This window comes from Rathayibacter sp. SW19 (genome assembly GCF_030866825.1).
In the GTDB taxonomy this organism is placed as follows: domain Bacteria; phylum Actinomycetota; class Actinomycetes; order Actinomycetales; family Microbacteriaceae; genus Rathayibacter_A; species Rathayibacter_A soli.
The window spans coordinates 590,626-612,186 of record NZ_CP133020.1; the positions used below are offsets into that span (position 1 = coordinate 590,626).

The window sequence follows — 21,561 nt, forward strand, 5'->3', positions numbered from 1 at the left end:
GGCGCGCTAGCTCAGTTCACCAGGCGTAGTCTTCCGGGGCGGTCTTGTAGCCGGGGAAGATGTCGTCAAGGCGAGCCAAGGCATCCGCATCGAGCTTGATGTCGATGGTGCCGAGGATGCCCTCGAACTGGGCCATCGTGCGCGGCCCGGTGATCGGGGCGGTGACGGCCGGCTGGTGCAGGAGCCAGGCCAGGCCGAGCTGTGCCGGCTGCACACCGAGCTCGTCGGCGAAGGCCTCGTACTTTTCGAGTTGGCCACGGTGCTTCTCCAGACCCTCGGCCGATCGGCCCTCGCCGCGGCGGGCAGAGTCTGCCTGCTTCTTGATGATGCCGCCGAGCAGCCCACCGTGCAGCGGCGACCACGGGATGACTCCCAGGCCGTACTGCTGGGCTGCGGGCAGCACCTCGCGCTCGACGTCGCGGGTGAGCAGGTTGTAGATCGACTGTTCGCTGACTAGCCCGACGAAGTTGCGTGCCGCCGCCGCGGCCTGAGCCTGAGCAATGTGCCAGCCCGCGAAGTTGCTGCTGCCGACGTAGAGCACCTTGCCCGCGGTAACCGCGACCTCCATTGCCTGCCAGATCTCCTCCCACGGGGTGTCGCGATCCACGTGGTGGAACTGCAGCAGGTCGACGTGGTCGGTCTGCAGGCGCTTCAGGCTGGCGTCCAGCGACTGACGGATGTTGTATGCGGAAAGCTTTCCGCTGTTCGGCCAGCGGTTGCCCATGTCGCCGTAAAGTTTCGTGGCGAGCACGGTGCGCTCACGGCGTCCGCCGCCCTGCGCGAACCAGGTGCCGAGAATCTGCTCGGTGCGTCCGTGATGGCCGTCACCGCCGTAGCTGTTGGCAGTGTCGAAGAAGTTGAGTCCGTGTTCGTGCGCCGCATCCATGATCGCGTGTGCGTCAGGCTCGCTCGTGAACGCTCCGAAGTTCATGGTGCCGAGGCACAGTCGGGAAACGGAAAGGCCGGTTCGGCCCAGGTGTGTATATTCCATACCTCAACACTGGACGGTCACGGCTTAGAAGTCCAACTGTTTTCTACGATCGAATTGTGCAGTCGAGCTTCTCAATCAAACGATCTGGCTGTCGCGCGAACCGGACGCCACCGTCCACTCCGCCGTCGCAGCTATCATTTCGGCGACCTGCCTTGGTGGCCTGGTCGTCGTGTCGATTGTGACATCGTCGATCTCGGCCGCCTCGAGAATATCAGCCAGTTCCCCAGCGCGGTGCAGATGCCACTGACGTGCGGCCGCATCGCCTTCATGTCGCCGTATCAAGCGTGCTTCGAGCACGCTCGGGTCGGCGGTGAGCCGGCACACAAGCATCCGCTGGGCACCGAACGCGGTGACATAGCGCGCAACTTCGGCGGCGACTTCGATCACGCCTGCGACGATCAGATGCTGAGCACCTGCGCGTCGGTAGTTGGCGGCAAGATCGCGCACGTTCTCGAGCTCCAGCTCGTGCTGGAACGGGTCGCCAGCTGGCGGCGGCCACAGACCTCTTATCGTGTCGCAGTCGATGAGGGCGTGCGGATGGCCCTGCTCGGCCTCGATCACGCTCAATGCCTCGGCTGCGGCGGTTTTGCCCGAGCCGACGGTTCCATTGATGAACACGACGTCGACCATCAGGCGATCCTCCCACACGACTCTTGTCCACGGCGCGGTCCGGTGCCAAACTCGCGCTATGTCGCATGCTGAATATCGGGTGACCGTGCCGTTTTCGCCGACCGAGGTGTTCGCATTCCTCGCCGACGGAATGAACGAGCAAAGGTGGCGCAACGCCGTGCGTTCCGTCTCGCTCGCCTCCGGCCCGGCCGGGGACGTCGGCGCAGTCTACGCCCAACGCCTGACGGGGCCGGGCGGTCGCGAAATCGCGGGTGACTATCGGATCACCGAGGCGACGCCGCCTACCACTCTCGCATTCGATGTGATCGCGGGCCCCGCGCGCCCGACGGGCAGATTCACGTTGGCGCCGGCTGGTGACGGAACGTCGGTGCTCTTCGTGCTCGACGTTCAGCCACAAGGTCTCATGAGACTCATGGGCCGGATGATTCAGAAGACCATGGACTCGGAGGTGCGCCAGCTCGACAATCTTGCGCGAGCGATGGCCCCGGCTGAGTAGTCCGATCCCGCTTGCGTGCCCGCGCGCGTCAGGCGTCTTCGCCGCGAAGTTTGTCGCAGAGTTCTGCAAGCTGCTTCAGCTCATCCGACGAGAGCGGGCCGCCGACGCGGTCGCTGATCGACGCCATGTGCTCGACCGCAACGCGTCTGAAGAGGTCGAAACCGGCATCCGTCATTCGAATAATGGTGCCGCGGCCGTCGTTTGGTTCCGGACACTTCGCCACGAGGCCGCGCATCACTAGGCGATCGATGAGGCGGCTCACGCTCGGCTGCGTCAGCAGCACGTGCCGGTTCAGATCGCGCAGCCGCAGCTTGCGGTCGGGCTGGCGAGACAGATTGAACAGCACGTCGTACTCGTTGAACGAGATGTCGCGGGTCGGAAACTCGGCCGAGAGACTGCGCATGACTGCGACCTGCGCGCGAAACAGCGACTCCCACGCTGCAACGGCGGATGCCCGCTCGCTCACGATCAACCTCCCTCGCTGATTCTCAGCTGCTGATTCTCAGCTGCTGATTCTCAACAATAGGGATGCCCACCCTATGCCCGCGAATCGCGGCGCGTATTCTGCATCAGTCGTTGTCCGACTTGCCGAACGTGACGGCGGTGACGCCTTTGATTTCGGCGAGTTCCTGGATCAGTGTGTGCAGCGGTGCTTTGCCTTGGAATTTCAGGCGCGCTTCTACCCGCGCCGCCTTACCAGGGCTTTCGAAGGTTCGTGTTCCGGTCAGCGCGGCATCGAAGCCGAGTTCGGTCGCGCGAGCGAGCACCGCCCGGAGCACTCCGCGGCCGTCCTTGTATTGCAAAATGCAGATCTCGTCCTGGCTGGCAATACGGATCCTGTTGCCGAGCGCAGTGAGTCCGCCGACCGTGATGAGATAGAGCGCCGTCGCCGCAATCGCGACTACCGGCATCCCGGCCCCGCATGCCATGCCGACGGCGGCTGTGAGCCAGATCGATGCAGCCGTCGTCAGTCCGTTGACGGCATTTTGGCGCACGAAGATCACGCCCGCACCAAGAAAGCCGATGCCGGTGACGACCTGCGCGGCGATACGAGACGGGTCAAGAACGACATCCGTTCCGAGCACAGATGAGAACCCGTACGCGGACACCAGCGTGAACACGGTTGCGCCGAGACCGACGAGGGTATGGGTACGCAAGCCTGCACTCTTAAGCCGGCGTTGCCGTTCGATGCCCACGGTGGCGGACAAGACGAACGACAGGGCTAAGAGCGCCAGCTGGGTCAGAGTCGTTGCAGGGAATAGCTCAATACCAAGAACCACGGAGCCTCCTTACGCGCGCTCCTGACGTTAGCGCGCATCCGCCACGTAGGCGAGAGGCCGCGGCTCGGCTGGGCAAAATTGAAGGCCGGCCGCAGAGGCTAGCGGCCGGCCTTCGTTCCCTTGCACCAAGAGTGTCCTGCAATCACATTCCGCGTTTGTTGCCACAGCAAACAACTAACGCTCTTGAACTATATAACGAAAGGGTAACGCAATGCTAGTTATACGTTCGTTATTTTTCTGCGAGTTTGATTTGCATGACATATGCCCCTGTCCGTTGTCATGCGAGCGGACGAAAAGTCACGCTGGTTGCCGCAGAAGTCGTGCGGCTTCGACAGCGGTGTGGATTCCGTCGGCGTAGGGGGTGGGGCGGATCGCGAAGGTGTTCTCGAAAAGTGTGGAGTCGAAAATGTATGGCGCACTGTTCTGGTACGACAGCTCAAGCGCTTCACGTGCTGCTCGGTTGAAAGCGGCCCCGAAACGAAGGGTCGTCAAGGTCATCGTGCGATGACCGCGGGGGGTTCCACTGGCCATGGACATGTATTCGTCCCCAGTCAGTGCACTCGCAGTGGGGAGGTGCCAGATTTTTCCGCGTGCGCGCGGCTCGGTTCCGAGGGTGGCCAGTGCCTTGCCAATGTCAGGCGTGTACGTCATCGAGTGGGGTTGGTGCGTGTCGAGCATCCAGGTCGGGTCTTTGCCCGCGGCGACTTTATCGATGACGAACGCGTTGAACACACTTGTGGCCGCTCCGGGCCCGTAGAAATCCGCACTGCGTCCCACGGTGAAGGCGAGACCCCGGTCGTTCGCCGCGGTATCGAGCATCTGCAGCAGTAGGGCGCGCAGTTGTCCCTTCTTGCTGGTCGGCCGAATCGGTGTTGATTCCGTCATGGGTTGCTCCACGCGCCCATAGGGGTAGACGTTGTCAAAGTAGACGAGGTGCGTGCCGTGTTCCAGGCACGCGTCGATGGTGTTCTGCAAGATCACCGGCCATTCGATTCGCCACGCTTTGCGCGTATACGCCAATCCCACGGTCAGGTAGGCGACCTCGGACTCGTGCAGCGCGCGCCTGGTTGCGGCGCTGTCGAGCAGGTCAACGGCGAGGGCCGCGTTGCCGGGCGACGGTCGGCCGGATCGCGACACACAAACGACCTCACGCCCCATTGCCCGCAACGCGGCGGTGGCCTCTCGTCCGACGACTCCCGTTGCGCCGAGGACGACATGATGTTTGATCGGGTTCATGGCTGTGGTCGCTTTCTTGTCGGTAGGAGCGCGGTGACATCGAATCTCGGGTTAGGGCGCTCACCAGAGCGTCCACCCGCGCCACCGCAGCCGCCGACGGCTGGCCCGTGACCGTGACGAGAGGCCGCGCGAGCGACCGTTGCGCGATCTCGAATGCGTACACGATGTCCAGCTCAGGCGCGTCCAGCGCCGCGAGGATCTCGAGAATGGATGCGGTCGAGAGGTTACCCACCTCAAGCATGGCGCGCACCAGCCGAAGCCGGTTCAGGTGCATCTCGCTGTACTCAGTGCGCTTGCCTGAGAACCGTTCACCCGCGAGGAGTAGCCCGTTCGAGCGTCAGCCGCCTGCATAGGGAAGTGCTCGCATCCTCCGAACAACGATAGCCACGCTCTGAAGCCGCATGAGGGCCGCGGAGGTGCGATCGGCACTCGTCGCCGCGCAGGTCAGAGAAAGCTGCAGATGCGACCGGCGTCGCAGTCGACAGGATCTGCGGCGGCAACTGTGTCACGATATTCGGTGACGGATGCGCGAAGCGCGGTCAGCTCATCGATCTGTTGATCAAGGCTTGCGATCTGCCGGTCCAGTACGTCGACCACGTGTGTACAGGGGGCATCCCCCGCGTCGCGGACCCGCAGAATATCGCTGATCTGCGCCAGCTTGAGACCGGCGCTGCGGCCCCGGCGGATGAAATCCAGGCGCGCGACCGTCTCATCTCCGTAATCGCGGTACCCGTTCGGCGCTCGGCGCGGGGTCGGCAAGAGGTCCTGATCCTCGTAGAACCTGATGGTCTTGGTCGTGGTGCCGCTGGCCGCTGCTGCTTCTCCAATGCGCACAATGCACCTTTCAACCTGCAGTCGGGCGTTCCCCGCCGCTTGACCTTCCAGCATAGGGGAAGGTGCAGTGTGTGAGATAGCAGACGTGGACCGACTACGCGCAGAGGCCCCGGCTGGCGTATTCGCTTATCTGCATTCGCTACTCAAGGAGGCCGCGTGTCCAATTCATCCACACTCGAATTCGATCTCGCCATCATCGGTTCCGGCGGCGGAGCGTTCGCTGCGGCTATTCGAGCGACCAGCCTCGGCAAGCAGGTCGTCATGATCGAACGCAACACGATCGGTGGCACCTGCGTGAACACCGGATGTATTCCCTCGAAAGCGCTGTTGGCTGCGGCTGATGCACGCCACATTGCTCTGGAGGCGAGCCGGTTTCCGGGCATCAGGTCCACCGCCGACTCTGTCGACATGCCGGGGCTCATTCGAGGTAAGAACGTGCTGATCGAGAATATGCGGGCCTCGAAATACGTGGACCTCATTAACGCTTACGGATGGCAACTGCTGCACGGAGATGCTGCCTTCGCCGGGTCCGCCACCGACCCGGTGCTTGCGGTTACCGGCTCAGACGGTGCCGTTCAAACCGTGCGCGCAGCCCACTACTTGATTGCGACAGGGTCGACCCCGTGGGCGCCGCCGATAGACGGATTGGCGGATGTCGATTACCTGACCTCAACCAGCGCCATGGAGCTCGAAGACGTTCCGCAGTCGCTGCTTGTGCTCGGCGGTGGCTACGTCGCACTCGAACAGTCGCAACTGTTCGCCCGCCTCGGCTCGGAGGTGACAATGCTTGTGCGATCACGGCTGGCGTCGGCGGAAGAGCCGGAAGCCTCGCACGCGCTGGCCGACGTCTTCGCCGACGAAGGCATCCGCGTTGTTGCTCGCGCGAGGATGACCGCGGTGCGCACCGACCGGCAATCCGGTCAGGTTGTGGCGACCGCAGTTGTGGACGGCGGGCGAAAGGAGTTCCGAGCCGACCGGCTTCTCGTTGCCACCGGCCGGCGCCCGGTCACCGCCGGCTTGAACCTCACCACCGTGGGTGTTGAGGTCGGGGAGAAAGGCGAGGTGGTGGTCGACACGATGCTGGCGAGTACGAACTCGAGGATCTGGGCCGCCGGCGACGTCACCGGATACCGCGAGTTCGTCTACGTCGCCGCGAACAACGGCGCCTTGGCAGTGGAGAATGCGTTCACCAACGCCGGCCGCGAGGTCGACTACCGCCACCTGCCTCGTGTTGTGTTCACCAGCCCTGCATTGGCCGCGGTGGGAATGACAGATCAGCAAGCAAATGCGACAGGCATCCGCTGTCAATGCGGGGTGATCCCGCTGGAGTTCGTGCCCCGTGCACTGGTCAATCGCGATACGCGCGGGGTCATCAAGCTCGTTGCCGACCGCGACTCCGGGCGTATTCTCGGCATCACAGCGGTCGCGAAAGACGCCGGAGAAATCGCCGCCGCTGGTGTCTACATTCTTGAGGCCGGGATGACGGTCGACCAAGTCGCCCACATGTGGAGCCCATATCTGACGATGGCCGAAGGCATCAAGATCGCGGCACAGTCCTACACGACCGACGTTTCGATGCTTTCCTGCTGCGCCATCTGAACCCGCCGTGATGGCCGGGCGCCATCGTCAGTCGCTCTCATGCGGCCGCGGCTGCGAGTTGACCTCGTCGGCGGCCGGTCGCGGTAACAGGAACAGCGACGTCGCATAACAGAGCAACGCGATAGCAGTAGCGACTGCCATCCCGAATGAGGCGCCCTCTGCCTGGCTGCCGATGAAACCGGTTCCAGACACCCACGCCATCAGAACCGCGAGCATGCCCACGATCGCGAGAACGAGATGCAGGATGCTGCGGATCGACGCCGCGCGCACGATCACCGAGATTCCGGCCAGAACGATCAGCGTGCCCAGAATTGCGTGTAGGGCAACGCTCACCGGGCCTGATCCGACCGCTGCGCCGAACGCGGCGAACAGTGAGGTGCCTTTGTCGGCGGCAGGTAGTTTGGCGTAGAGATTGACGAAGGTGCCGAGGGCGAACTCGACAACCAGCAAGATGACTGCGATGTACAGCTGGAGTCGTAATCCGCTGAGCGCGCGCACAGACATCCGCTTCTCGAGGGCAGCAGTCATGGCAGATCCTTTCGAAGAATGGGGTGGGACGACACCAATCCTGGCCGCGTGCGCCGCCGGGGGCGTCCTCCCGTCAGAGGCACTCGCTCTACTCCGCCGGGCGTAGTGCCCTCCCGAAGACGTCGAGCTGTTGGTCGGCGCAGTCCACGGATGTGGCTGTGCGGTTGACGCCGTTCGGACCGGCGGAGGAGAGTTGACTCACTAATCCCCACGACTGGAGGCGCAGATGGTCGAGCGCATCTCACCCAAGCAGTTTCATGCGGCGAACGGAGTCGAGGACTGGCGGGTGCTCTTTGACGGAGCGAAGGCGTACTTCGCCACCGGCTCGTTTGCGAAAGGTGTTGAACTGGTCGAGGCCATCGGGCGGCTCGCTGACGCCGCGAACCATCATCCCGACGTCGATTTGCGCTACCCCGGCGTGACGGTGGGCCTGTTCACGCATGAGGTCGGCGACATCAGTGACCGCGACGTCGCGCTCGCGCAGCAGATCTCGACGGCGGCCCGCGAGCTCGGCATCGCGGCCGACCCGTCCAAGGTGCAGACCGTGCAGGTCTCGATTGACGCGCTCGTCATTCCAGAGGTTCTGCCGTTCTGGAGCGCCGTGCTCGGCTACAACCAGTTCAGCGATGAGGACGTTGTGGACCCGCTGGGCCGCGGCCCGTGGGTCACCTTCCAGCAAATGGATGAGCCCCGACCCGGGCGCAATCGCATCCATATCGATGTCTCGGTTCCGCGCGATCTGGTCGAGACGCGCATCGCGGCGGCACTGGCGGCCGGCGGCCACATCGTCACCGACGCGTACGCACCGCACTGGTGGACGCTCGCCGACGCGGAGGGCAACGAGGTCGACGTCGCACCCTGGCGAGAAGACAGCGACTAGATCACTGCTTGGCCGCTTCGTGCTCGAAACCGTCGAGCAACCAGGTGAGCCCGTCCGTGAAAACGTGATCGGCACGCGAATCGCCGGGCGAGGCATCCCGCGACCCCGAAGCATCCGGCGAACCACCTGAGACCATCGTGAAGACAGAAAGCTGCGAGAGCCGCTCATCGATATCCGGGTGTTCCGCTCGCGGTCGTTCGCAGCGGCATCCGGGTTGCTGTTCTTCGTCATTATGGTCTGATGGGCGCGATGCTGCTCGTGCCGCTGTACTTTCAGCTGGCACGCGACGACAGCGCGCTACTCGCCGGCCTCTTGCTGGCGCCCCAAGGCCTGGGTGCAGCGATCGGCATCGCAGCGCGCTCGTCACTCGTCGACCGGATGTCCGCCGCCCCGATCGCACTTTGCGGAGTGATTCTTGCCGTCGGCGGGCTGGCCGGGCTGACGGTGCTCGACCCGAGCACCGATGGCTGGGTCATCACGGGAGCGCTCTTCGTGCTCGGGCTCGGCTTCGGCGCAGTCGTCGTGTCGGCAACCGCGATCGCCTATCGCGGCCTTGATGCGGCGAGCATCCCGCGCGCCACCAGCGCCCTGCGCATCGTGCAGCAGCTCGGGGCGTCGCTCGGTGTCGCTCTGCTCGCTCTTGCACTGCAAACAGGGCTGACGGATGCCGCCGGCAGCGCCGCGGACATCGCAAACGCATTCGGGCACACATTTTGGTGGGCGTTCGGTCTCACCGCGTGCGCGACGGTGCCCGCCGTGGTTCTGATGTGGCGCACCGGCACTAGATTGGGGAAGCATGGCGACCGGCGCGCTACCCCCATTTGACTTCGGCCAGATCGACTTCGACCGTGTTGATTTTGTCACCTCGGACACGCACTTCGGTCATGCTCGCATCAATGCACTGGCGCACCGGCCGTTTGGGTCGGCCGATGAAATGGATGACGAGCTGATTCGCCGCTGGAACACCGTGGTCGGCCCTGACGATGTGGTGCTGCATCTCGGCGACCTCGCATTGGGTCGGATCGAGGAGTCGGTCGCCGTCACCGGGCGGCTGGCCGGTCAGAAGTTGCTGGTGCCCGGAAACCATGATCGCGTCTCGACCGCGACTCAGACGAAGAGGGCAGTCGAAAGGTTCACCCCGCTGTACCAGCGGTACGGCTGGACGATCCTCCCCGAGATCGTCCAAGGCACCCGTCACGGTCGGGTGTTGTTGGCCAGCCACTACCCCTACCGCGGTGACTCGCAGGAACAGGAGCGCCACTTCAGCAAGCGACCGATCGACCGCGGCATGCCGCTGATTCACGGCCACACCCACGCTCGCGACCACGGGCCGGATGGCACCCAATTCCACGTCGGCGTTGACGCATTCGACTATGCCCCGATCCCGTTCACCCTCATCGACGCGTGGCTCGCACGGGTCGCGTCGAACAGGAACGTCGGCGGGTCGTAAGAGGAGGGACATCTGCAGTCAGTCGTCGTCGAAATCGACGTCGGCTCCGCGCAGTGCAGCGACGGCTTGCGCAGCCAACCGGGCGCCTGCATATCCGATCACGGCCGCCAGAACAAGAGCGATGACCGGATCAAGCCAGTAGAGCCCAGTGGTGAGCCAGATCACCAGTCCCGCCACGAGCACCCCGGCGGCAGCAGCGGCATCGGCGAGAGTGTCCAGGAGCACCGACTTCATGTGGATGTCCTCGCGGCGCGCGGATAGCCCAAGCACCAGAGCTCCGGCGATCATGACCGCGAGCGTGATCGAGCTCACCACTGCCATCGAGAACCCCAGTACAGCGGGGGATCCTTCGGATAGTCGGGTGATTGCTTCGATCGCGACGCTGACGGTAACGGCGATCAGAATCGCGGCGTTGATGAGAGCGACGATCGCGATCGGCCGATTGGCCTGCGGGCGATCCGGGTCGCGATCGCGAAGCGCAACAGCGACCAGCCCCAGTATCAACGCGATCGAGTCGGCCAAAGTGTCGCCTGCGGCCGCCAGCACCCCCAGCGAGTTCGCGGCGAGCCCGACGATCACGAGACCGCCGATGAGCGCAAGATTCAGCGCCAGAACGATCGACAATCTCCGCCTCTGGCTGAATCGCGCTGGGCCAGCAGGTGAATTCACGCGTCGGCCCCTTGTCTCAACGTCTCCACAATCGCAAGGATTGTGTGCATCGACTCGACCTTCAGATCTAGGGTTCAGTCTTGCTCGTTATCTTGTCGCACGCCGCTCCGCTTAGTTCGGGCGAGCTCCGCAATTGACCTGGCCCATGCTGGCCGGCTGGCTGGCCCGCGTTCATAGTGCGCGAAATGTCGAATTGACCTGGGATTCCGACATCATGCGCACTATGAACATTTCTGCTGGCACGAGGGTTGCCGACGCAGCCGGTCCGCGGCCGTGCGCCGGGTCACTGCGAGCCGACGACGAACTGGCCGACCACCGTCGTGCCATCGCTCACGACGGACTGCCTCATGCCCTGTATTGTCCGGGAACCCCCGAAAAGATTCATGGAGCGGCGGATCGGGATCTATGCGCGCCGCGTGCGCTCCTGGTCGACCTGGTAGTGAATGTGCGTGTATCTCGTCGAGTGCGTTACGTCGAGCTGCGTGAACGCCCCGGCCTCGGGGCCGTCGAAAATTGTCTCACCCTGGCCGAGAGTCATCGGAATGATGTCGAGATAGATGTCATCGATCACTCCGGCGGCAAACGCCTGCCGCACGGTCGATGCACCACCGGCGATCCGAATGTCTTGATCGCCGGCGACTTCTCTGGCGCGATCGAGGGCGACGGCGAAGCCATCCGTCACGAAGTGGAAGGTCGTGTCACCGGCCATCTCGATCGGGTCGCGGTCGAACTGCGTCAGCACGAATACGGGCGCGTGATATGGCGGATCGTCGCCCCACCAGCCGCGCCAATCACCGGACCACGGGCCGCGAATCGGACCGTACATGTTGCGCCCCATGATGAATGCGCCCATCGGGCCGAGCAACTCGCTCAGCGCGGCAACGTCGGCGTCATCCTTGCTCGATTGCCACCGCAATAATTGCATTCCTCCGACCCCGACCGGGTCGTCCAGTGACTGGTTCGGACCGCCGATGAAGCCGTCGAGCGACATCGACACATGGCACGTGACGCGACTCATGCCTTATTTGACCACCGCCCAATTGCAGTGTCAACGGTGTTGTCGGGCGAACTGCCACCACGCCGTGGCCGCCAGCCGCAGCATCCGCACGCTGCGGCATCCGAACACCGCAGCATCCGCACGCCGCGGCATCCGCACGCCGCGGCATCCACCACCCGCAGCATCCGCGACACCGCCCGTAGGATGGGCGCACGACTGCGTGTTCCCGCTGGTTGGGGGCACGGCATCCCGAGAGGCAGGTGCAGACGGTGATCGCCGATGAGGCAGGACCGGTGAGCGAGGTCGACGCGTCCGGACCGCACGCGCTTCGCCGGGTCAGGCCTGCAGATGCAGAATGGCCGACCGCGAGCGAATGGGCGGCGCTCGGTAAGTCGCTCGCCGGGCAACTGCTGCCGGTCACCTCGCCGCTCGAATCCTGTGTCGGTGCGGATGCAGCAGCCACGGATCCCGTCTTCCGCGCGCTGAAGAATCCCTACTACATCGGCGACACTCCGGGCCTGACCCAGACCACCGGATGGCTTGACGCCTGGACAACCCAACCGAGCGCATTCGCGGTGGCCGCCGAAACGCCCGGCGACGTGGCCGCCGCCGTGAACTTCGCCAGCGAGCACGCCTTGCGCCTCGTCATCCGCGGTGGTGGGCACAGCTACCAGGGCACGTCCTGCGCTCCGGATTCGCTGCTGATCTGGACGCGACGGATGAACGCGCTGACCACGCACGACGCGTTCGTCGGGGCCGGATGCGATGGGGCGGCCGATTCAGTTCCTGCGGTCAGTCTCGGGGCCGGATGCCTGTGGGGGCCCACCTACGACACCGTCACCAGACAGCATGGCCGCTATGTCCAAGGAGGCGGGTGCCTCACCGTCGGGGTTGCCGGGCTGATCCAGAGCGGCGGATTCGGCAGCTTCTCGAAGCGCTACGGCACGGCAGCGGGCAGCCTGCTCGAGGCTGAGGTGGTGACAGCCGACGGCGCGATTCACGTCGTCAACGCCTGTCAAGACCCGGAGCTGTTCTGGGGTCTGAAGGGTGGCGGCGGTGGAAGCCTGGGCGTGGTCACGCGCGTCACGCTGCAGACCCACGGCCTGCCTGAGCACTTCGGGCATGTCTCTGCCTCGATCGCAGCCGACAGCGACCAGACATTTCGCGCACTGATCGCGCGGGTCGTGGACTTCTACGCGGACAACCTGTTCAACGAACACTGGGGTGAGCAGCTTCACGTCGTTCCCGACCGTTCCGTCGTTGTGTCGATGGCTCAGGCCGGACTCGACGACGCGACAGTGCACGGCATTTGGGATCCGTTCTTCGCCGAGGTGCGACTCAACGGCGAGGCGATCGACGCGGCAATGGCCGAGGTCTATCGCCTGGTGCCGAAACAAGACGCGGGTGCGTACGTGTCGGAGAGCAACTACTTCGACACGGACTGGCGGCACTCGTACTGGGGATCGAACTATGCGCGCCTCCAAGCGGTGAAGAAGACCTATGATCCGCAAGGATTGTTCTTCGTGCACAACGGGGTGGGCAGCGAGCAGTGGAGTGCAGACGGATTCACGAGGCTCTAATTGGTCGTCGAACAAACACAGAGGCGTCGAGGAGGGCGTCTAGGCTCTACGCTGGCCTTCAAGGAGGCGCGATCATGCAGATTCCAAAGCCCAGCGACCAGGTGAAGGCACTTTTCCAATCGGTGATTCCGGATGCCCCGGGCGTCGCCGTCAAGCCGATGTTCGGCAACCTGGGCGCGTTTGTGAACGGCAATATGTTCGCCGGATTGTTCGGTGACTCGATCGGCGTTCGCGTGCTGCACGATGGACTTCGGGCAGAGCTGTCGGCCATCGACGGCGTGGGACCGTTCGGGCCGGTCGAGCGCCCGATGGGCGGCTATCTCGCGCTGCCGACGGCATGGTCACAGCGGCCGGAGCTGCTTGCTCAGTGGATCGAGCGCGCACTGGTCGACGTCGCGGAGTTGCCCGAGAAGAAGCCGAAGTCGCGTCGCACGTAAGCTGCGCGCGAACGACAACGGATGTCGGAACGGACGAGCCGATCTCAACGAACGGGCACCGAGGCCCGACACCGCAACCCGCCTCCGCAAATCATTGACCAGGGTAGACACATCTGTCATCCTCAATAGCACGTCAGCGCCGATGCTCCGAGTCGCGATGCGACCCGCCCCACCGGTCAGAGGAGGGCTGAACAGATGTCGCGCACGGATGCCATGAACACTTCGCACTCGGAAGACGACCACGGGGCGGAACACGACGCGGAGCAGGCCGGCTACAAGAAGACCCTCAATCGCCGTCAAGTACAGATGATCGCGATCGGCGGCGCGATCGGAACGGGGCTCTTTCTCGGCTCTGCGTCACGGCTGCACAATACTGGTCCGGCGCTTGTGGTCAGCTACGCGTTCGTGGGCGTGATCGCCTACTTCTTGATGCGGGCGCTCGGCGAACTTGTGCTGTATCGCACCACTTCCGGCGCGTTCGTGTCGTGGATGCGCGAGTTCTTCGGCGAGAAAGCGGCGTACTACACCGGCTGGATGTACTGGACCAACTGGGCGCTCACAGGCATCGCGGAACTCTCCGCAGTCGGCCTGTACATCCAGTACTGGTGGCCGCAGGTTCCGGCGTGGCTGACTGTGCTCATCGCGCTTGCGGTGGTGCTCATCGTCAACCTGCTGTCGGCGAAGGCCTTCGGCGAGTTCGAGTTCTGGGCATCCGTCGCGAAAGTCGCCGCGATCATCGTCTTCCTCGTCGTCGGCGTCATCGTCGTCGCACTCAGCCTCGACGTCGGCGGGCACCGTGCAGGCATCCAGAACCTGTGGGCGAACCCCGGCGGGTTCTGGCCGAGCGGCGACGGCTTCGCCTGGTACGGGCCGATCATCGTCATGTCGGGCGTCGTGTTCGCCTACGCAGCGATCGAGATGGTCGGCATCGCGGCCGGCGAGATGGAAGACCCCAAGCGCGAGGTGCCGAAGGCCGTCAACGCGGTGATCATCCGCATTGGCGTGTTCTACTGCGGTTCCCTGTTGTTGCTCGTGTGCATTCTGCCGACGAGCGAGTACACATCGGGCATCAGCCCGTTCGTCACAGTATTCGGGCGCATGGGCATGCCGTGGATGGCCACCGTCATTCAGGCGATCCTCATCGTCGCGGCGATGTCGTCGCTCAACTCCGGCCTGTACACCACCGGTCGGGTGCTGCGCAGCCTCGGCATGGCGAAGCAGGCGCCCGGGTTCACGTTGAAGATGAGCGAATCGGGCGTGCCGTGGGCCGGTATCGTCATGACGGCCGTTGTCTATGTCTTCGGCTCTCTGCTTAACGCGGTGAGCCCGGATGCTTTTGAGATCGCGCTCGAGGCGGCATCCATCGCCATTCTGTTCACCTGGGCAACGATCTTCCTCTGTCAGCTACGACTGCGAAGACTCACCGACAAGGGGGTGCTCCCACCGAGCGCGTTCCGGATGCCCGGCAGTCCGTGGACCGGCTACATCGGCCTCGCCTTCCTCGTGTTCGTCGTCGCCGGCATGGCCATCTCGGGCTGGCAGTCGTCGCCGTACTTCTGGCTCAAGACCGGCTTCATCGTGGTGGTCATCGGCATTCCGGCCCTGTTCATCATCTTCGAGGTCGGCTGGCTGATCGTGAAGCGGCGCGTCGCCGAGCAGACACACGGGCGGATGCTCGGCAAGTGGACAGACACCGGCCGGCGTTACCCGCCTCCTGATCTGCGACCGAAAACCGAGCCGATCGCCGCACTCGGAACGGTGCAGTTCGAATCGAGCGAGTGGAGCAATCTCGAGGAACACGAGTGGGACAACCTCGACGAGGACGAGGACGAAAACGGCCGACCCGAGAAGAGGAAGTGAGATGCGACACCTCGCAGCGGTCGCCACCGGTGCCTTCGCAGTCGTGCTTGCTCTCGCCGGTTGCTCGTCGGATCAGCCGACGACCACCGGCACCAACAGTGCGACTGGCGACGGCACGATCACGATCGGGATCGCCGACGACCTCCCCGGGATCAGCCTGAAGACCAGCGACGGCTACGCCGGCTTCGACATCGACACAGCCAATTACGTGGCAGGCAAGCTCGGCGTGCCGACCAAGAACATCGTCTGGCAGCGCATCGACCAGGCCGAGCGCGTGAGCGCGCTGACCTCGGGCAAGGTCGACCTGGTGGTCTCGACGTTCTCGATCACACCGGAGCGTGAGAAGCAGGTCGAGTTCGCCGGGCCGTACTTCGAAGCGCATCAGGATCTGCTGATCCGCCGAAATGACGACACGATCACCGGGCCGCAGACGCTCGACGGCAAGACTGTGTGCGCTGCGGTCGGCACGACATCGATCGACTACCTCACCTCGCACTATCGAGGCAAAATCACCGTCGTCAAGGTTCCGTCCTGGTCGGAGTGTGCGCGCGACCTCGCAGCTGGCACGCTGGATGCTGTGTCGACCGACGATGTTATCCTCGCCGGGTTCGCCTCGCAATCCCAGTACAAGGGCGTGCTGCGCGTCATCGGCAAGGGATTCACGAACGAGGACTACGGAATCGGCCTGAAGAAGGGCGACAACCGGATCGATCAGGTGCGTGCGGCCCTCAAGGAGTACATCTCGTCAGGCGCCTGGAAGAAGTCGCTCGACGCCAACGTGGCGCCCTCGGGATACCCGATCCCGTCGCCGCCGAGTGTGCAGTAGCCCGGCGGCCCGAATGTTCGTCTAATCCACGTGTTCGTCTAATCCACGTGTTCGTCTAATCCACGTGTTCGTCTAATCCACGTGTTCGTCTAATCCACGACCGCGCCGGCGAGGTCATCGAGTTCGTCGTCCGGGTTTTCAAGCGCTGCGGCCTGTTGCTCGGCAAGAGCCCGCTCACTCTTCAGATCCAGTCTGAGTGTGAATGCCCAGTACAGAACGCCCGCAACGGGAAGGCCGATGAACAGTGAGATATCCACCCCGCCCATCGCCTGCGAAATGAAGCCTTCGAAGAAGCCCGAGACGTCGAAGAACGGCACCATGCATGCGAAGCCGACCAGGTAGGCAGTGATGCCCTGCCAGCCCCAGCGCCCGTAAATGCCGCGCGGCTTGAAGATCTCAGCGATGGCGTAGTGGCCGCGGCGAACAATGAAGTAGTCGGTCAGGTTGACCGCCGTCCACGGGATGAAGAAGTAGAGGACCAGGAACAGGAAACCGGCGAAGAATGCCTCGAAGCTGCCGGCGATGACGATCGCCAGCACACCCGAAATCGCAGCGGTGATCACAACGGTGACAATTCGGATCGACAGCGTCGGCCGCACCTTCTTGAAGCTGTCAATGGAGGAGATCAGCGTCAGCGACCCGCCGTACATGTTCAACACGATGACGGCAATGAGTCCGAACGCGAACACGATCAGGGCGATCGTACCGAAGCCTGGGAACAGATCGTTGGAGACCGTCTCAATGGCGGCGACGGGGTCACCCGCGTTGAAGCCCTTCACCGCTGCGGCGAGGTAGGCGCCGAGGAACATGATCCAGGCGCCGCCGAACGCACTGCCCCAGAAGGTCCACCGGAAGGTCTTGCTCGTCGGAGTGTCGGCCGGCAGGTACCGAGAGTAGTCCGACACGTAGATCGCCCAGGAGATCTGGTAGCCGGCGACCACGCCGAGTTGGGCGAAGAATGCGAGAGGGGAGAAGTGTGCGAGGTTGAAGGCATCCCCCGGTAACGGCAGATGGATGAGGGCCGAAATGCTCAGCAGCGCCATGACTACGACCGTCAGGTACACGAGGTAGCGCTCCATCCGGTGGATGAGGTCGTAGCCGAACAGGGCGATGATCGCGCCGATGACGGTGATCAGGATCGCCCAGAAAGGGTCGAAGCTTGCCGGAGTCTTGACCCCTTGGTCGATCGCCGAGGCGGCGAGCACCGTGTTGAACACGTTGAATCCCGCGTACTGCAGGAAGGCGAACAACCACACCAGGAGAGCACCGATGTAGCCGAACTGCGGGCGCGACTGCACCATCTGCGGCAGGCCCAACTTCGGCCCCTGCGAGGAGTGGGCGGCCATGAAGATGGTGCCGATGATGAGCCCGATCGCGATGGCGATGATCGACCAGATCAGGTTGCCTCCGAGCGCAAAGCTCGTGACCCCGACAGCGAGCGTGGCCAACTGCGCGTTGCTCATGAACCACAGTGGGCCGATGTGCCACACCTTGCCGTGTCGTTCGCTCTTCGGAACGTAGTCGATCGACCGTACCTCGAGGCCACCGGTGCGTGGCTTGGTCTGGGTTGCACTCATACTGAATTCCTTAGCGGGTTGGGTGGAGCGTGGCGGGGGTGGAGGCGGTGAGGGCACCATAAAGTTCAGGTCTGCGATCGTCGAAAACATCGACCAGGTCGCTCATGGTCTTGTCGCGGGAGAGCGCGAGATCGAGCTCCGCGACGGCGGTGCCGGACGCATCCGTCGTTGCGATCACCCAGCCGTGCGAATCGATGATGCAACTGGCTTCGTTCCAGTCTTGCCCGCGCTCGGAACCGGCCCGGTCGCAGCAGGCGATTGCAACGTGGTTGCTGTAAGCGGTGGCCATCGCGACGGTCACCTCGGGCACGCGCTCGCCGGCGGGAACGCTCTCGCGGGGCCAGTTAGTTGGAGCCGCGATCAACTCAGCTCCGCGAAGCGCCAGACTGCGTGGAAACTCCGGGAACTCCAAATCGAAGCAGATCAGGACGCCGACCTTGCCCACAGGCGTGTCGACGACTGGCGGCGCGACGGACCCCGGCGTGAAGATCAGCTTCTCCCTGTCCCACAGATGCACTTTGCGGTAGACGGCGCGCACGCCCGACGAATCGACCACCGCCGCACTGTTGTAGACGAGCCCATCCTCGCCGAGCTCGGCGAACCCGCCGATTGCGACGCCGTCGACGTCTGCCACTGCGGCAGCCCACTCGGCGAATACCGGATGCGCGGGCGCGATTGCAACGGACCGCGCCTCCTCGACGGAGCTGAGCATGTAGCCCGACGTCGCCAGTTCCGGAACGACGACAACACGCGCGCCTGCCGCAACCGCCTCGCGGATCGCAGCGCTTGTAAGGGCAAGATTCGTGTCAAGGTCGGCGACTGCGGGCGACAACTGAAGACAGGTGATGCGAGTCACAAGATCCGTTCGACGGTGAATATTCGGATGTTTCGGCGGCGCTCGCACCGCATCCGTTTGCAGAGAGCGTGTTTCGCTCGATCCCGTTCACGTTGCTGCCGTCGTTTCGTCTTGCTCGTAAATTATTCCTCGGCTGCCGGTTTGTCTATGTTTGAGAGAAACCTGTGAAAACTCAAAGGAATCGGTGGCGTCCCGGCGCGGAAGACTGCACCGGCCAGCCACAGTCGGAGGCGATCACCCGACCGCGTTCACTGCTGACATCGTGTTTGGCATACCTTCTGCAGTCGGATCATGCAGGCGTTGTGATCGTGAGCTTCGAGACTGATCGACGAGACCGGTCGCTGATGCTGATAGACAAGACTGATAGGCAACACTGAAGAATGACGACACTGAAGAATGACAACACTGAAGAATGACAACACCGAAGAATGACGACACCGAAGGCGGAGCAGCCATGACGACCCCTCTCCCGTACCGTGACCAAGCGCTGACCGTTGCCCGACGCGTCGAGGATCTCCTCGGGAGACTGACGCTGCAGGAGAAGGCCGGCCAGCTGAGCCAATACTTCTACTTTGGCGGGATGGGCGGGTTTCCGGCCGATCTCGACATCGCGACCCTGCCGCCGGAGCAACAGGCGTTTGCCCTTCAACCGCAAATGGCAGAAGCCGCGATCGCGGCCGGCGGGGCGGGGTCCGCGCTTTTCGTGAAGGATGCCGCGACTGCGAACCGGTTGCAGCGTCTCGCCGTCGATGGCACCAGGCTTGGGATCCCACTGATCTTCGGTTTCGATGTGATTCACGGCCTGCGCACGATCTTCCCTGTGCCAATCGCACAGGCAGCCTCGTGGGACCCCGAAACGATCGCTGCGGGCGAGGCTGTTGCAGCGCGCGAGGCGCGCGCAGTCGGCATCCATTGGAGTTTCGCGCCGATGGTCGACATTGCACGGGACCCGCGCTGGGGCCGCATCGTCGAAGGCGCCGGTGAAGACCCCTACCTTGGCTCAGCGGTTGCGGCTGCGCACGTGCGCGGCTTCCAGGGCGAATTCGGCCCGGAAAATGTGCTGTCGGGTCCCAAGCACTTCGCCGGTTACGGCGCAGCCCGCGGCGGTCGTGACTACGAGGACGCAGAGATTTCCGACTCCGAGCTGCACAACGTCTACCTTCCGCCATTCAAGGCGGCGATCGACGCCGGCGCCGCGAACATCATGGGTGCATACATGGACCTGAACGGGGTGCCCGCGAGCGGCAATTCGTGGCTGCTCACCGACGTGCTGCGCGCAGAGTTCGGCTTCGACGGGTTCGTCGTCTCCGACGCCAACGCCGTCAAGTCGCTCGAGACGCAGCACTTCGCGGCGTCCGCGACGGATGCCGGTGCCCGCGCTCTGAACGCCGGTCTCGACATGGAGATGTGCATGTTCGATCCCGCGTTCAGCCGTTTGCCGGAAGCCGTTGAGCAAGGTTTGGTCGATGAGGCGACGATCGACACCGCTGTGCGCCGCGTACTGACTGCTAAGTTCCGTCTTGGTCTGTTCGAGAACCCGTACGCGGATGAAGACGCGTCAGAGCGTGTGCTCGGCACGGCGGGTCATCGCGATATTGCGCGCGCGGCAGCGGAGCGCACGGCTGTGCTTCTGAAGAACGAAGCGGTACTGCCGATTGATGCCTCTGCCCTCAGTTCCATCGCGGTGATCGGCCAGCTGGCCGGCAGCAAGCGCGACACCCTGGGCCCGTGGGTGTTCGGCCATGACGTAGAAGAGACCGTCAGCATCCTGGACGGCATCCGAACGCGGGTCGGGAACCAGGCGAGCGTCGAGTACGCGCCGGGCGCAGGCATCCCGCCACGGATGTTCCCGTCGATGTTCGACAGCATGGACCCGAGCACGCAGAACACACCGGCCGACTACGACGACGACGCCGAGATCGAGCGTGCCGTCGAGATTGCGACCGCGGCTGACGTCGCGGTCGTCGTTGTGGGGGAGCAGCAGAACCAGATCGGCGAGAATGCGTCGACGTCGACCATCGACCTGCCGGGCCGTCAACTCGAGCAACTGCAGCGCATTGCCGCAACCGGGACACCGGTCGTGCTGCTTGTGATGTCGGGGCGCCCCCTCGACTTGCGCTGGGCGGATGCGAATATTCCGGCGATCCTGCAGGTCTGGTACCCGGGAACGCGCGGGGGCGAGGCCGTCGCCGGGCTGCTCTTCGGCGACGTGTCACCCGCCGGGCGCTTGCCGTTCAGCTGGCCGCGCCACGTCGGCCAGGTGCCGATGATCTACTCCCACCTGCGCACGTTCCAGCCGGAAGCGCAGGACAAGCGGTACTGGGATGAGGCGTCAACACCGTTGTATCCGTTCGGACACGGACTGAGTTACGCCTCGTTCCGCTATGAGGGATTGCAGATCGACCGAGAGCGGATTGCCGTCGGTGAGGCGACAACCGTCTCTGTCGATGTCACGAACACGTCTGATCGGCAAGCCGACGAGGTCGTGCAGCTCTACATCCACCAGCGGCATGGCACGTCGTCTCGCCCTGTGCGAGAGCTCAAAGGCTTCGACCGCGTAAACCTCGCCGCCGGCGAGACGCGCACGGTGACGTTCGGCCTCGGGGCCGACGAGCTGCGCTACTGGAGTGCGGCCACGCGTGGCTGGCTGCAGGATGCCACAACGCTCGACGTGTGGGTCGGCGGCAGCTCCACGGCGGAACTCTCGACGGTGCTCGAGGTCTTCCCGCTCGAAGTGACGCCTGACCGGGTATCGCCCACGCCCAGCGCGTAGTTGCCTGCGTAGTTGCCTGCATAGTTGCCGGGCGCGCAGATTGCGTCTTGACAGGCATCCGT

General features: G+C 63.9%; 23 protein-coding genes and 1 pseudogene. 11 read left to right on the forward strand and 13 right to left on the reverse strand.

All coding sequences use genetic code 11. The features are described 5' to 3' along the window. Positions 1–16 precede the first annotated feature (16 nt). Positions 17–991, reverse strand: coding sequence for an aldo/keto reductase (locus QU604_RS02820; RefSeq protein ID WP_308467285.1), 975 nt, complete (start codon positions 989–991; stop codon positions 17–19). Positions 992–1,066: 75 nt separating this feature from the next. Beyond that, positions 1,067–1,621 (reverse strand): adenylyl-sulfate kinase, encoded by a 555-nt coding sequence (locus QU604_RS02825; RefSeq protein WP_308467286.1) that lies wholly within the window; start codon positions 1,619–1,621, stop codon positions 1,067–1,069. Between the two features lie 58 nt (positions 1,622–1,679). Between QU604_RS02825 and QU604_RS02830 the strand changes: the two genes are divergently transcribed. Beyond that, positions 1,680–2,117 carry an SRPBCC family protein gene (locus QU604_RS02830; protein WP_308467287.1) on the forward strand — a complete coding sequence of 146 codons (438 nt, stop codon included), beginning with the start codon at positions 1,680–1,682 and terminating at the stop codon, positions 2,115–2,117. A 28-nt stretch (positions 2,118–2,145) separates the two neighbouring features. Here the strand turns inward: QU604_RS02830 and QU604_RS02835 are convergent, their stop codons facing one another. From QU604_RS02835 to QU604_RS02850, 5 genes and pseudogenes are all read right to left on the reverse strand, one after another. Next, positions 2,146–2,583 (reverse strand): MarR family winged helix-turn-helix transcriptional regulator, encoded by a 438-nt coding sequence (locus QU604_RS02835; protein WP_308467288.1) that lies wholly within the window; start codon positions 2,581–2,583, stop codon positions 2,146–2,148. Between the two features lie 103 nt (positions 2,584–2,686). Then, a complete protein-coding gene (locus QU604_RS02840; RefSeq protein ID WP_308467289.1) occupies positions 2,687–3,397 on the reverse strand; it encodes an MgtC/SapB family protein in 711 nt (236 codons plus the stop codon). A 297-nt stretch (positions 3,398–3,694) separates the two neighbouring features. Continuing rightward, the gene (locus QU604_RS02845; RefSeq protein WP_308467290.1) at positions 3,695–4,633 is read right to left on the reverse strand and encodes an NAD-dependent epimerase/dehydratase family protein; all 939 of its coding nucleotides are present in this window, start codon (positions 4,631–4,633) and stop codon (positions 3,695–3,697) included. Beyond that, positions 4,545–4,946 (reverse strand): annotated as a pseudogene (locus tag QU604_RS22135) (hypothetical protein); the annotation flags it as partial. The pseudogene QU604_RS22135 and the gene QU604_RS02845, both read right to left, overlap by 89 nt. 131 nt (positions 4,947–5,077) lie before the next feature. Further along, a complete protein-coding gene (locus QU604_RS02850) occupies positions 5,078–5,467 on the reverse strand; it encodes a heavy metal-responsive transcriptional regulator (protein ID WP_308467291.1) in 390 nt (129 codons plus the stop codon). 156 nt (positions 5,468–5,623) lie between these two features. Here QU604_RS02850 and merA point away from each other — a divergent pair, with 156 nt between their 5' ends. Further along, positions 5,624–7,066 carry a mercury(II) reductase gene (merA, locus tag QU604_RS02855; RefSeq protein WP_308467292.1) on the forward strand — a complete coding sequence of 481 codons (1,443 nt, stop codon included), beginning with the start codon at positions 5,624–5,626 and terminating at the stop codon, positions 7,064–7,066. A 27-nt stretch (positions 7,067–7,093) separates the two neighbouring features. Here merA and QU604_RS02860 read toward each other — a convergent pair whose 3' ends face one another. Further along, a complete protein-coding gene (locus QU604_RS02860) occupies positions 7,094–7,594 on the reverse strand; it encodes a hypothetical protein (protein ID WP_308467293.1) in 501 nt (166 codons plus the stop codon). Between the two features lie 226 nt (positions 7,595–7,820). Here QU604_RS02860 and QU604_RS02865 point away from each other — a divergent pair, with 226 nt between their 5' ends. Then, positions 7,821–8,474 (forward strand): 4a-hydroxytetrahydrobiopterin dehydratase, encoded by a 654-nt coding sequence (locus QU604_RS02865; protein WP_308467294.1) that lies wholly within the window; start codon positions 7,821–7,823, stop codon positions 8,472–8,474. Between the two features lies 1 nt (position 8,475). On the opposite strand, the gene QU604_RS02870 is transcribed toward QU604_RS02865, so the two are convergent. Beyond that, positions 8,476–8,610: a hypothetical protein gene (locus QU604_RS02870; protein WP_308467295.1), complete on the reverse strand. Its 135-nt coding sequence runs from the start codon at positions 8,608–8,610 to the stop codon at positions 8,476–8,478. 71 nt (positions 8,611–8,681) lie between these two features. Here QU604_RS02870 and QU604_RS02875 point away from each other — a divergent pair, with 71 nt between their 5' ends. Together QU604_RS02875 and QU604_RS02880 are read left to right on the forward strand one after the other, a co-directional pair. Next, the gene (locus QU604_RS02875; RefSeq protein ID WP_308469020.1) at positions 8,682–9,299 is read left to right on the forward strand and encodes an MFS transporter; all 618 of its coding nucleotides are present in this window, start codon (positions 8,682–8,684) and stop codon (positions 9,297–9,299) included. Further along, positions 9,271–9,924, forward strand: a complete 654-nt coding sequence (locus tag QU604_RS02880; protein ID WP_308467296.1) for a metallophosphoesterase — start codon at positions 9,271–9,273, stop codon at positions 9,922–9,924. The genes QU604_RS02875 and QU604_RS02880 overlap by 29 nt, the downstream gene beginning before the upstream one ends. Before the next feature lie 18 nt (positions 9,925–9,942). Here the strand turns inward: QU604_RS02880 and QU604_RS02885 are convergent, their stop codons facing one another. Both QU604_RS02885 and QU604_RS02890 read right to left on the reverse strand, forming a co-directional pair. Beyond that, positions 9,943–10,548 (reverse strand): cation diffusion facilitator family transporter, encoded by a 606-nt coding sequence (locus QU604_RS02885; protein WP_308467297.1) that lies wholly within the window; start codon positions 10,546–10,548, stop codon positions 9,943–9,945. A gap of 448 nt (positions 10,549–10,996) precedes the next feature. Continuing rightward, the gene (locus QU604_RS02890; RefSeq protein ID WP_308467298.1) at positions 10,997–11,611 is read right to left on the reverse strand and encodes a dihydrofolate reductase family protein; all 615 of its coding nucleotides are present in this window, start codon (positions 11,609–11,611) and stop codon (positions 10,997–10,999) included. A 64-nt stretch (positions 11,612–11,675) separates the two neighbouring features. Here QU604_RS02890 and QU604_RS02895 point away from each other — a divergent pair, with 64 nt between their 5' ends. The 5 genes from QU604_RS02895 to QU604_RS02915 all read left to right on the forward strand — a co-directional run bounded on the left by QU604_RS02895 (position 11,676) and on the right by QU604_RS02915 (position 16,293). Next, positions 11,676–11,873, forward strand: a complete 198-nt coding sequence (locus tag QU604_RS02895; protein WP_308467299.1) for a hypothetical protein — start codon at positions 11,676–11,678, stop codon at positions 11,871–11,873. Continuing rightward, positions 11,860–13,170 (forward strand): FAD-dependent oxidoreductase, encoded by a 1,311-nt coding sequence (locus QU604_RS02900; protein ID WP_308467300.1) that lies wholly within the window; start codon positions 11,860–11,862, stop codon positions 13,168–13,170. The genes QU604_RS02895 and QU604_RS02900 overlap by 14 nt, the downstream gene beginning before the upstream one ends. 74 nt (positions 13,171–13,244) lie before the next feature. Then, on the forward strand, positions 13,245–13,607 hold the full coding sequence (locus QU604_RS02905; protein ID WP_308467301.1) for a TfoX/Sxy family protein: 363 nt from the start codon (positions 13,245–13,247) through the stop codon (positions 13,605–13,607). Between the two features lie 195 nt (positions 13,608–13,802). Beyond that, a complete protein-coding gene (locus QU604_RS02910) occupies positions 13,803–15,467 on the forward strand; it encodes an amino acid permease (protein ID WP_308467302.1) in 1,665 nt (554 codons plus the stop codon). A 1-nt stretch (position 15,468) separates the two neighbouring features. Beyond that, on the forward strand, positions 15,469–16,293 hold the full coding sequence (locus tag QU604_RS02915) for a glutamate ABC transporter substrate-binding protein (RefSeq protein ID WP_308467303.1): 825 nt from the start codon (positions 15,469–15,471) through the stop codon (positions 16,291–16,293). Between the two features lie 89 nt (positions 16,294–16,382). Here the strand turns inward: QU604_RS02915 and QU604_RS02920 are convergent, their stop codons facing one another. Then, positions 16,383–17,870: a purine-cytosine permease family protein gene (locus tag QU604_RS02920; RefSeq protein WP_308467304.1), complete on the reverse strand. Its 1,488-nt coding sequence runs from the start codon at positions 17,868–17,870 to the stop codon at positions 16,383–16,385. Between the two features lie 10 nt (positions 17,871–17,880). Further along, positions 17,881–18,726, reverse strand: coding sequence for a nitrilase-related carbon-nitrogen hydrolase (locus QU604_RS02925; protein ID WP_308467305.1), 846 nt, complete (start codon positions 18,724–18,726; stop codon positions 17,881–17,883). A gap of 454 nt (positions 18,727–19,180) precedes the next feature. Between QU604_RS02925 and QU604_RS02930 the strand changes: the two genes are divergently transcribed. Next, positions 19,181–21,499: a glycoside hydrolase family 3 N-terminal domain-containing protein gene (locus QU604_RS02930; protein ID WP_308467306.1), complete on the forward strand. Its 2,319-nt coding sequence runs from the start codon at positions 19,181–19,183 to the stop codon at positions 21,497–21,499. Positions 21,500–21,561 lie beyond the last annotated feature (62 nt).

Bases quoted from the DNA above. Each gene is read 5' to 3' on its own strand.
- QU604_RS02910 (WP_308467302.1), top strand. From the start codon at position 13,803: ATGTCGCGCACGGATGCCATGAACACTTCGCACTCGGAAGACGACCAC.
- QU604_RS02920 (WP_308467304.1), bottom strand. From the start codon at position 17,870: ATGAGTGCAACCCAGACCAAGCCACGCACCGGTGGCCTCGAGGTACGG.
- QU604_RS02845 (WP_308467290.1), bottom strand. From the start codon at position 4,633: ATGAACCCGATCAAACATCATGTCGTCCTCGGCGCAACGGGAGTCGTC.
- QU604_RS02930 (WP_308467306.1), top strand. From the start codon at position 19,181: ATGACGACCCCTCTCCCGTACCGTGACCAAGCGCTGACCGTTGCCCGA.
- QU604_RS02830 (WP_308467287.1), top strand. From the start codon at position 1,680: ATGTCGCATGCTGAATATCGGGTGACCGTGCCGTTTTCGCCGACCGAG.
- QU604_RS02880 (WP_308467296.1), top strand. From the start codon at position 9,271: ATGGCGACCGGCGCGCTACCCCCATTTGACTTCGGCCAGATCGACTTC.
- QU604_RS02825 (WP_308467286.1), bottom strand. From the start codon at position 1,621: ATGGTCGACGTCGTGTTCATCAATGGAACCGTCGGCTCGGGCAAAACC.
- QU604_RS02905 (WP_308467301.1), top strand. From the start codon at position 13,245: ATGCAGATTCCAAAGCCCAGCGACCAGGTGAAGGCACTTTTCCAATCG.
- QU604_RS02890 (WP_308467298.1), bottom strand. From the start codon at position 11,611: ATGAGTCGCGTCACGTGCCATGTGTCGATGTCGCTCGACGGCTTCATC.
- QU604_RS02860 (WP_308467293.1), bottom strand. From the start codon at position 7,594: ATGACTGCTGCCCTCGAGAAGCGGATGTCTGTGCGCGCGCTCAGCGGA.
- QU604_RS02915 (WP_308467303.1), top strand. From the start codon at position 15,469: ATGCGACACCTCGCAGCGGTCGCCACCGGTGCCTTCGCAGTCGTGCTT.
- QU604_RS02820 (WP_308467285.1), bottom strand. From the start codon at position 991: ATGGAATATACACACCTGGGCCGAACCGGCCTTTCCGTTTCCCGACTG.
- QU604_RS02870 (WP_308467295.1), bottom strand. From the start codon at position 8,610: ATGGTCTCAGGTGGTTCGCCGGATGCTTCGGGGTCGCGGGATGCCTCG.
- QU604_RS02865 (WP_308467294.1), top strand. From the start codon at position 7,821: ATGGTCGAGCGCATCTCACCCAAGCAGTTTCATGCGGCGAACGGAGTC.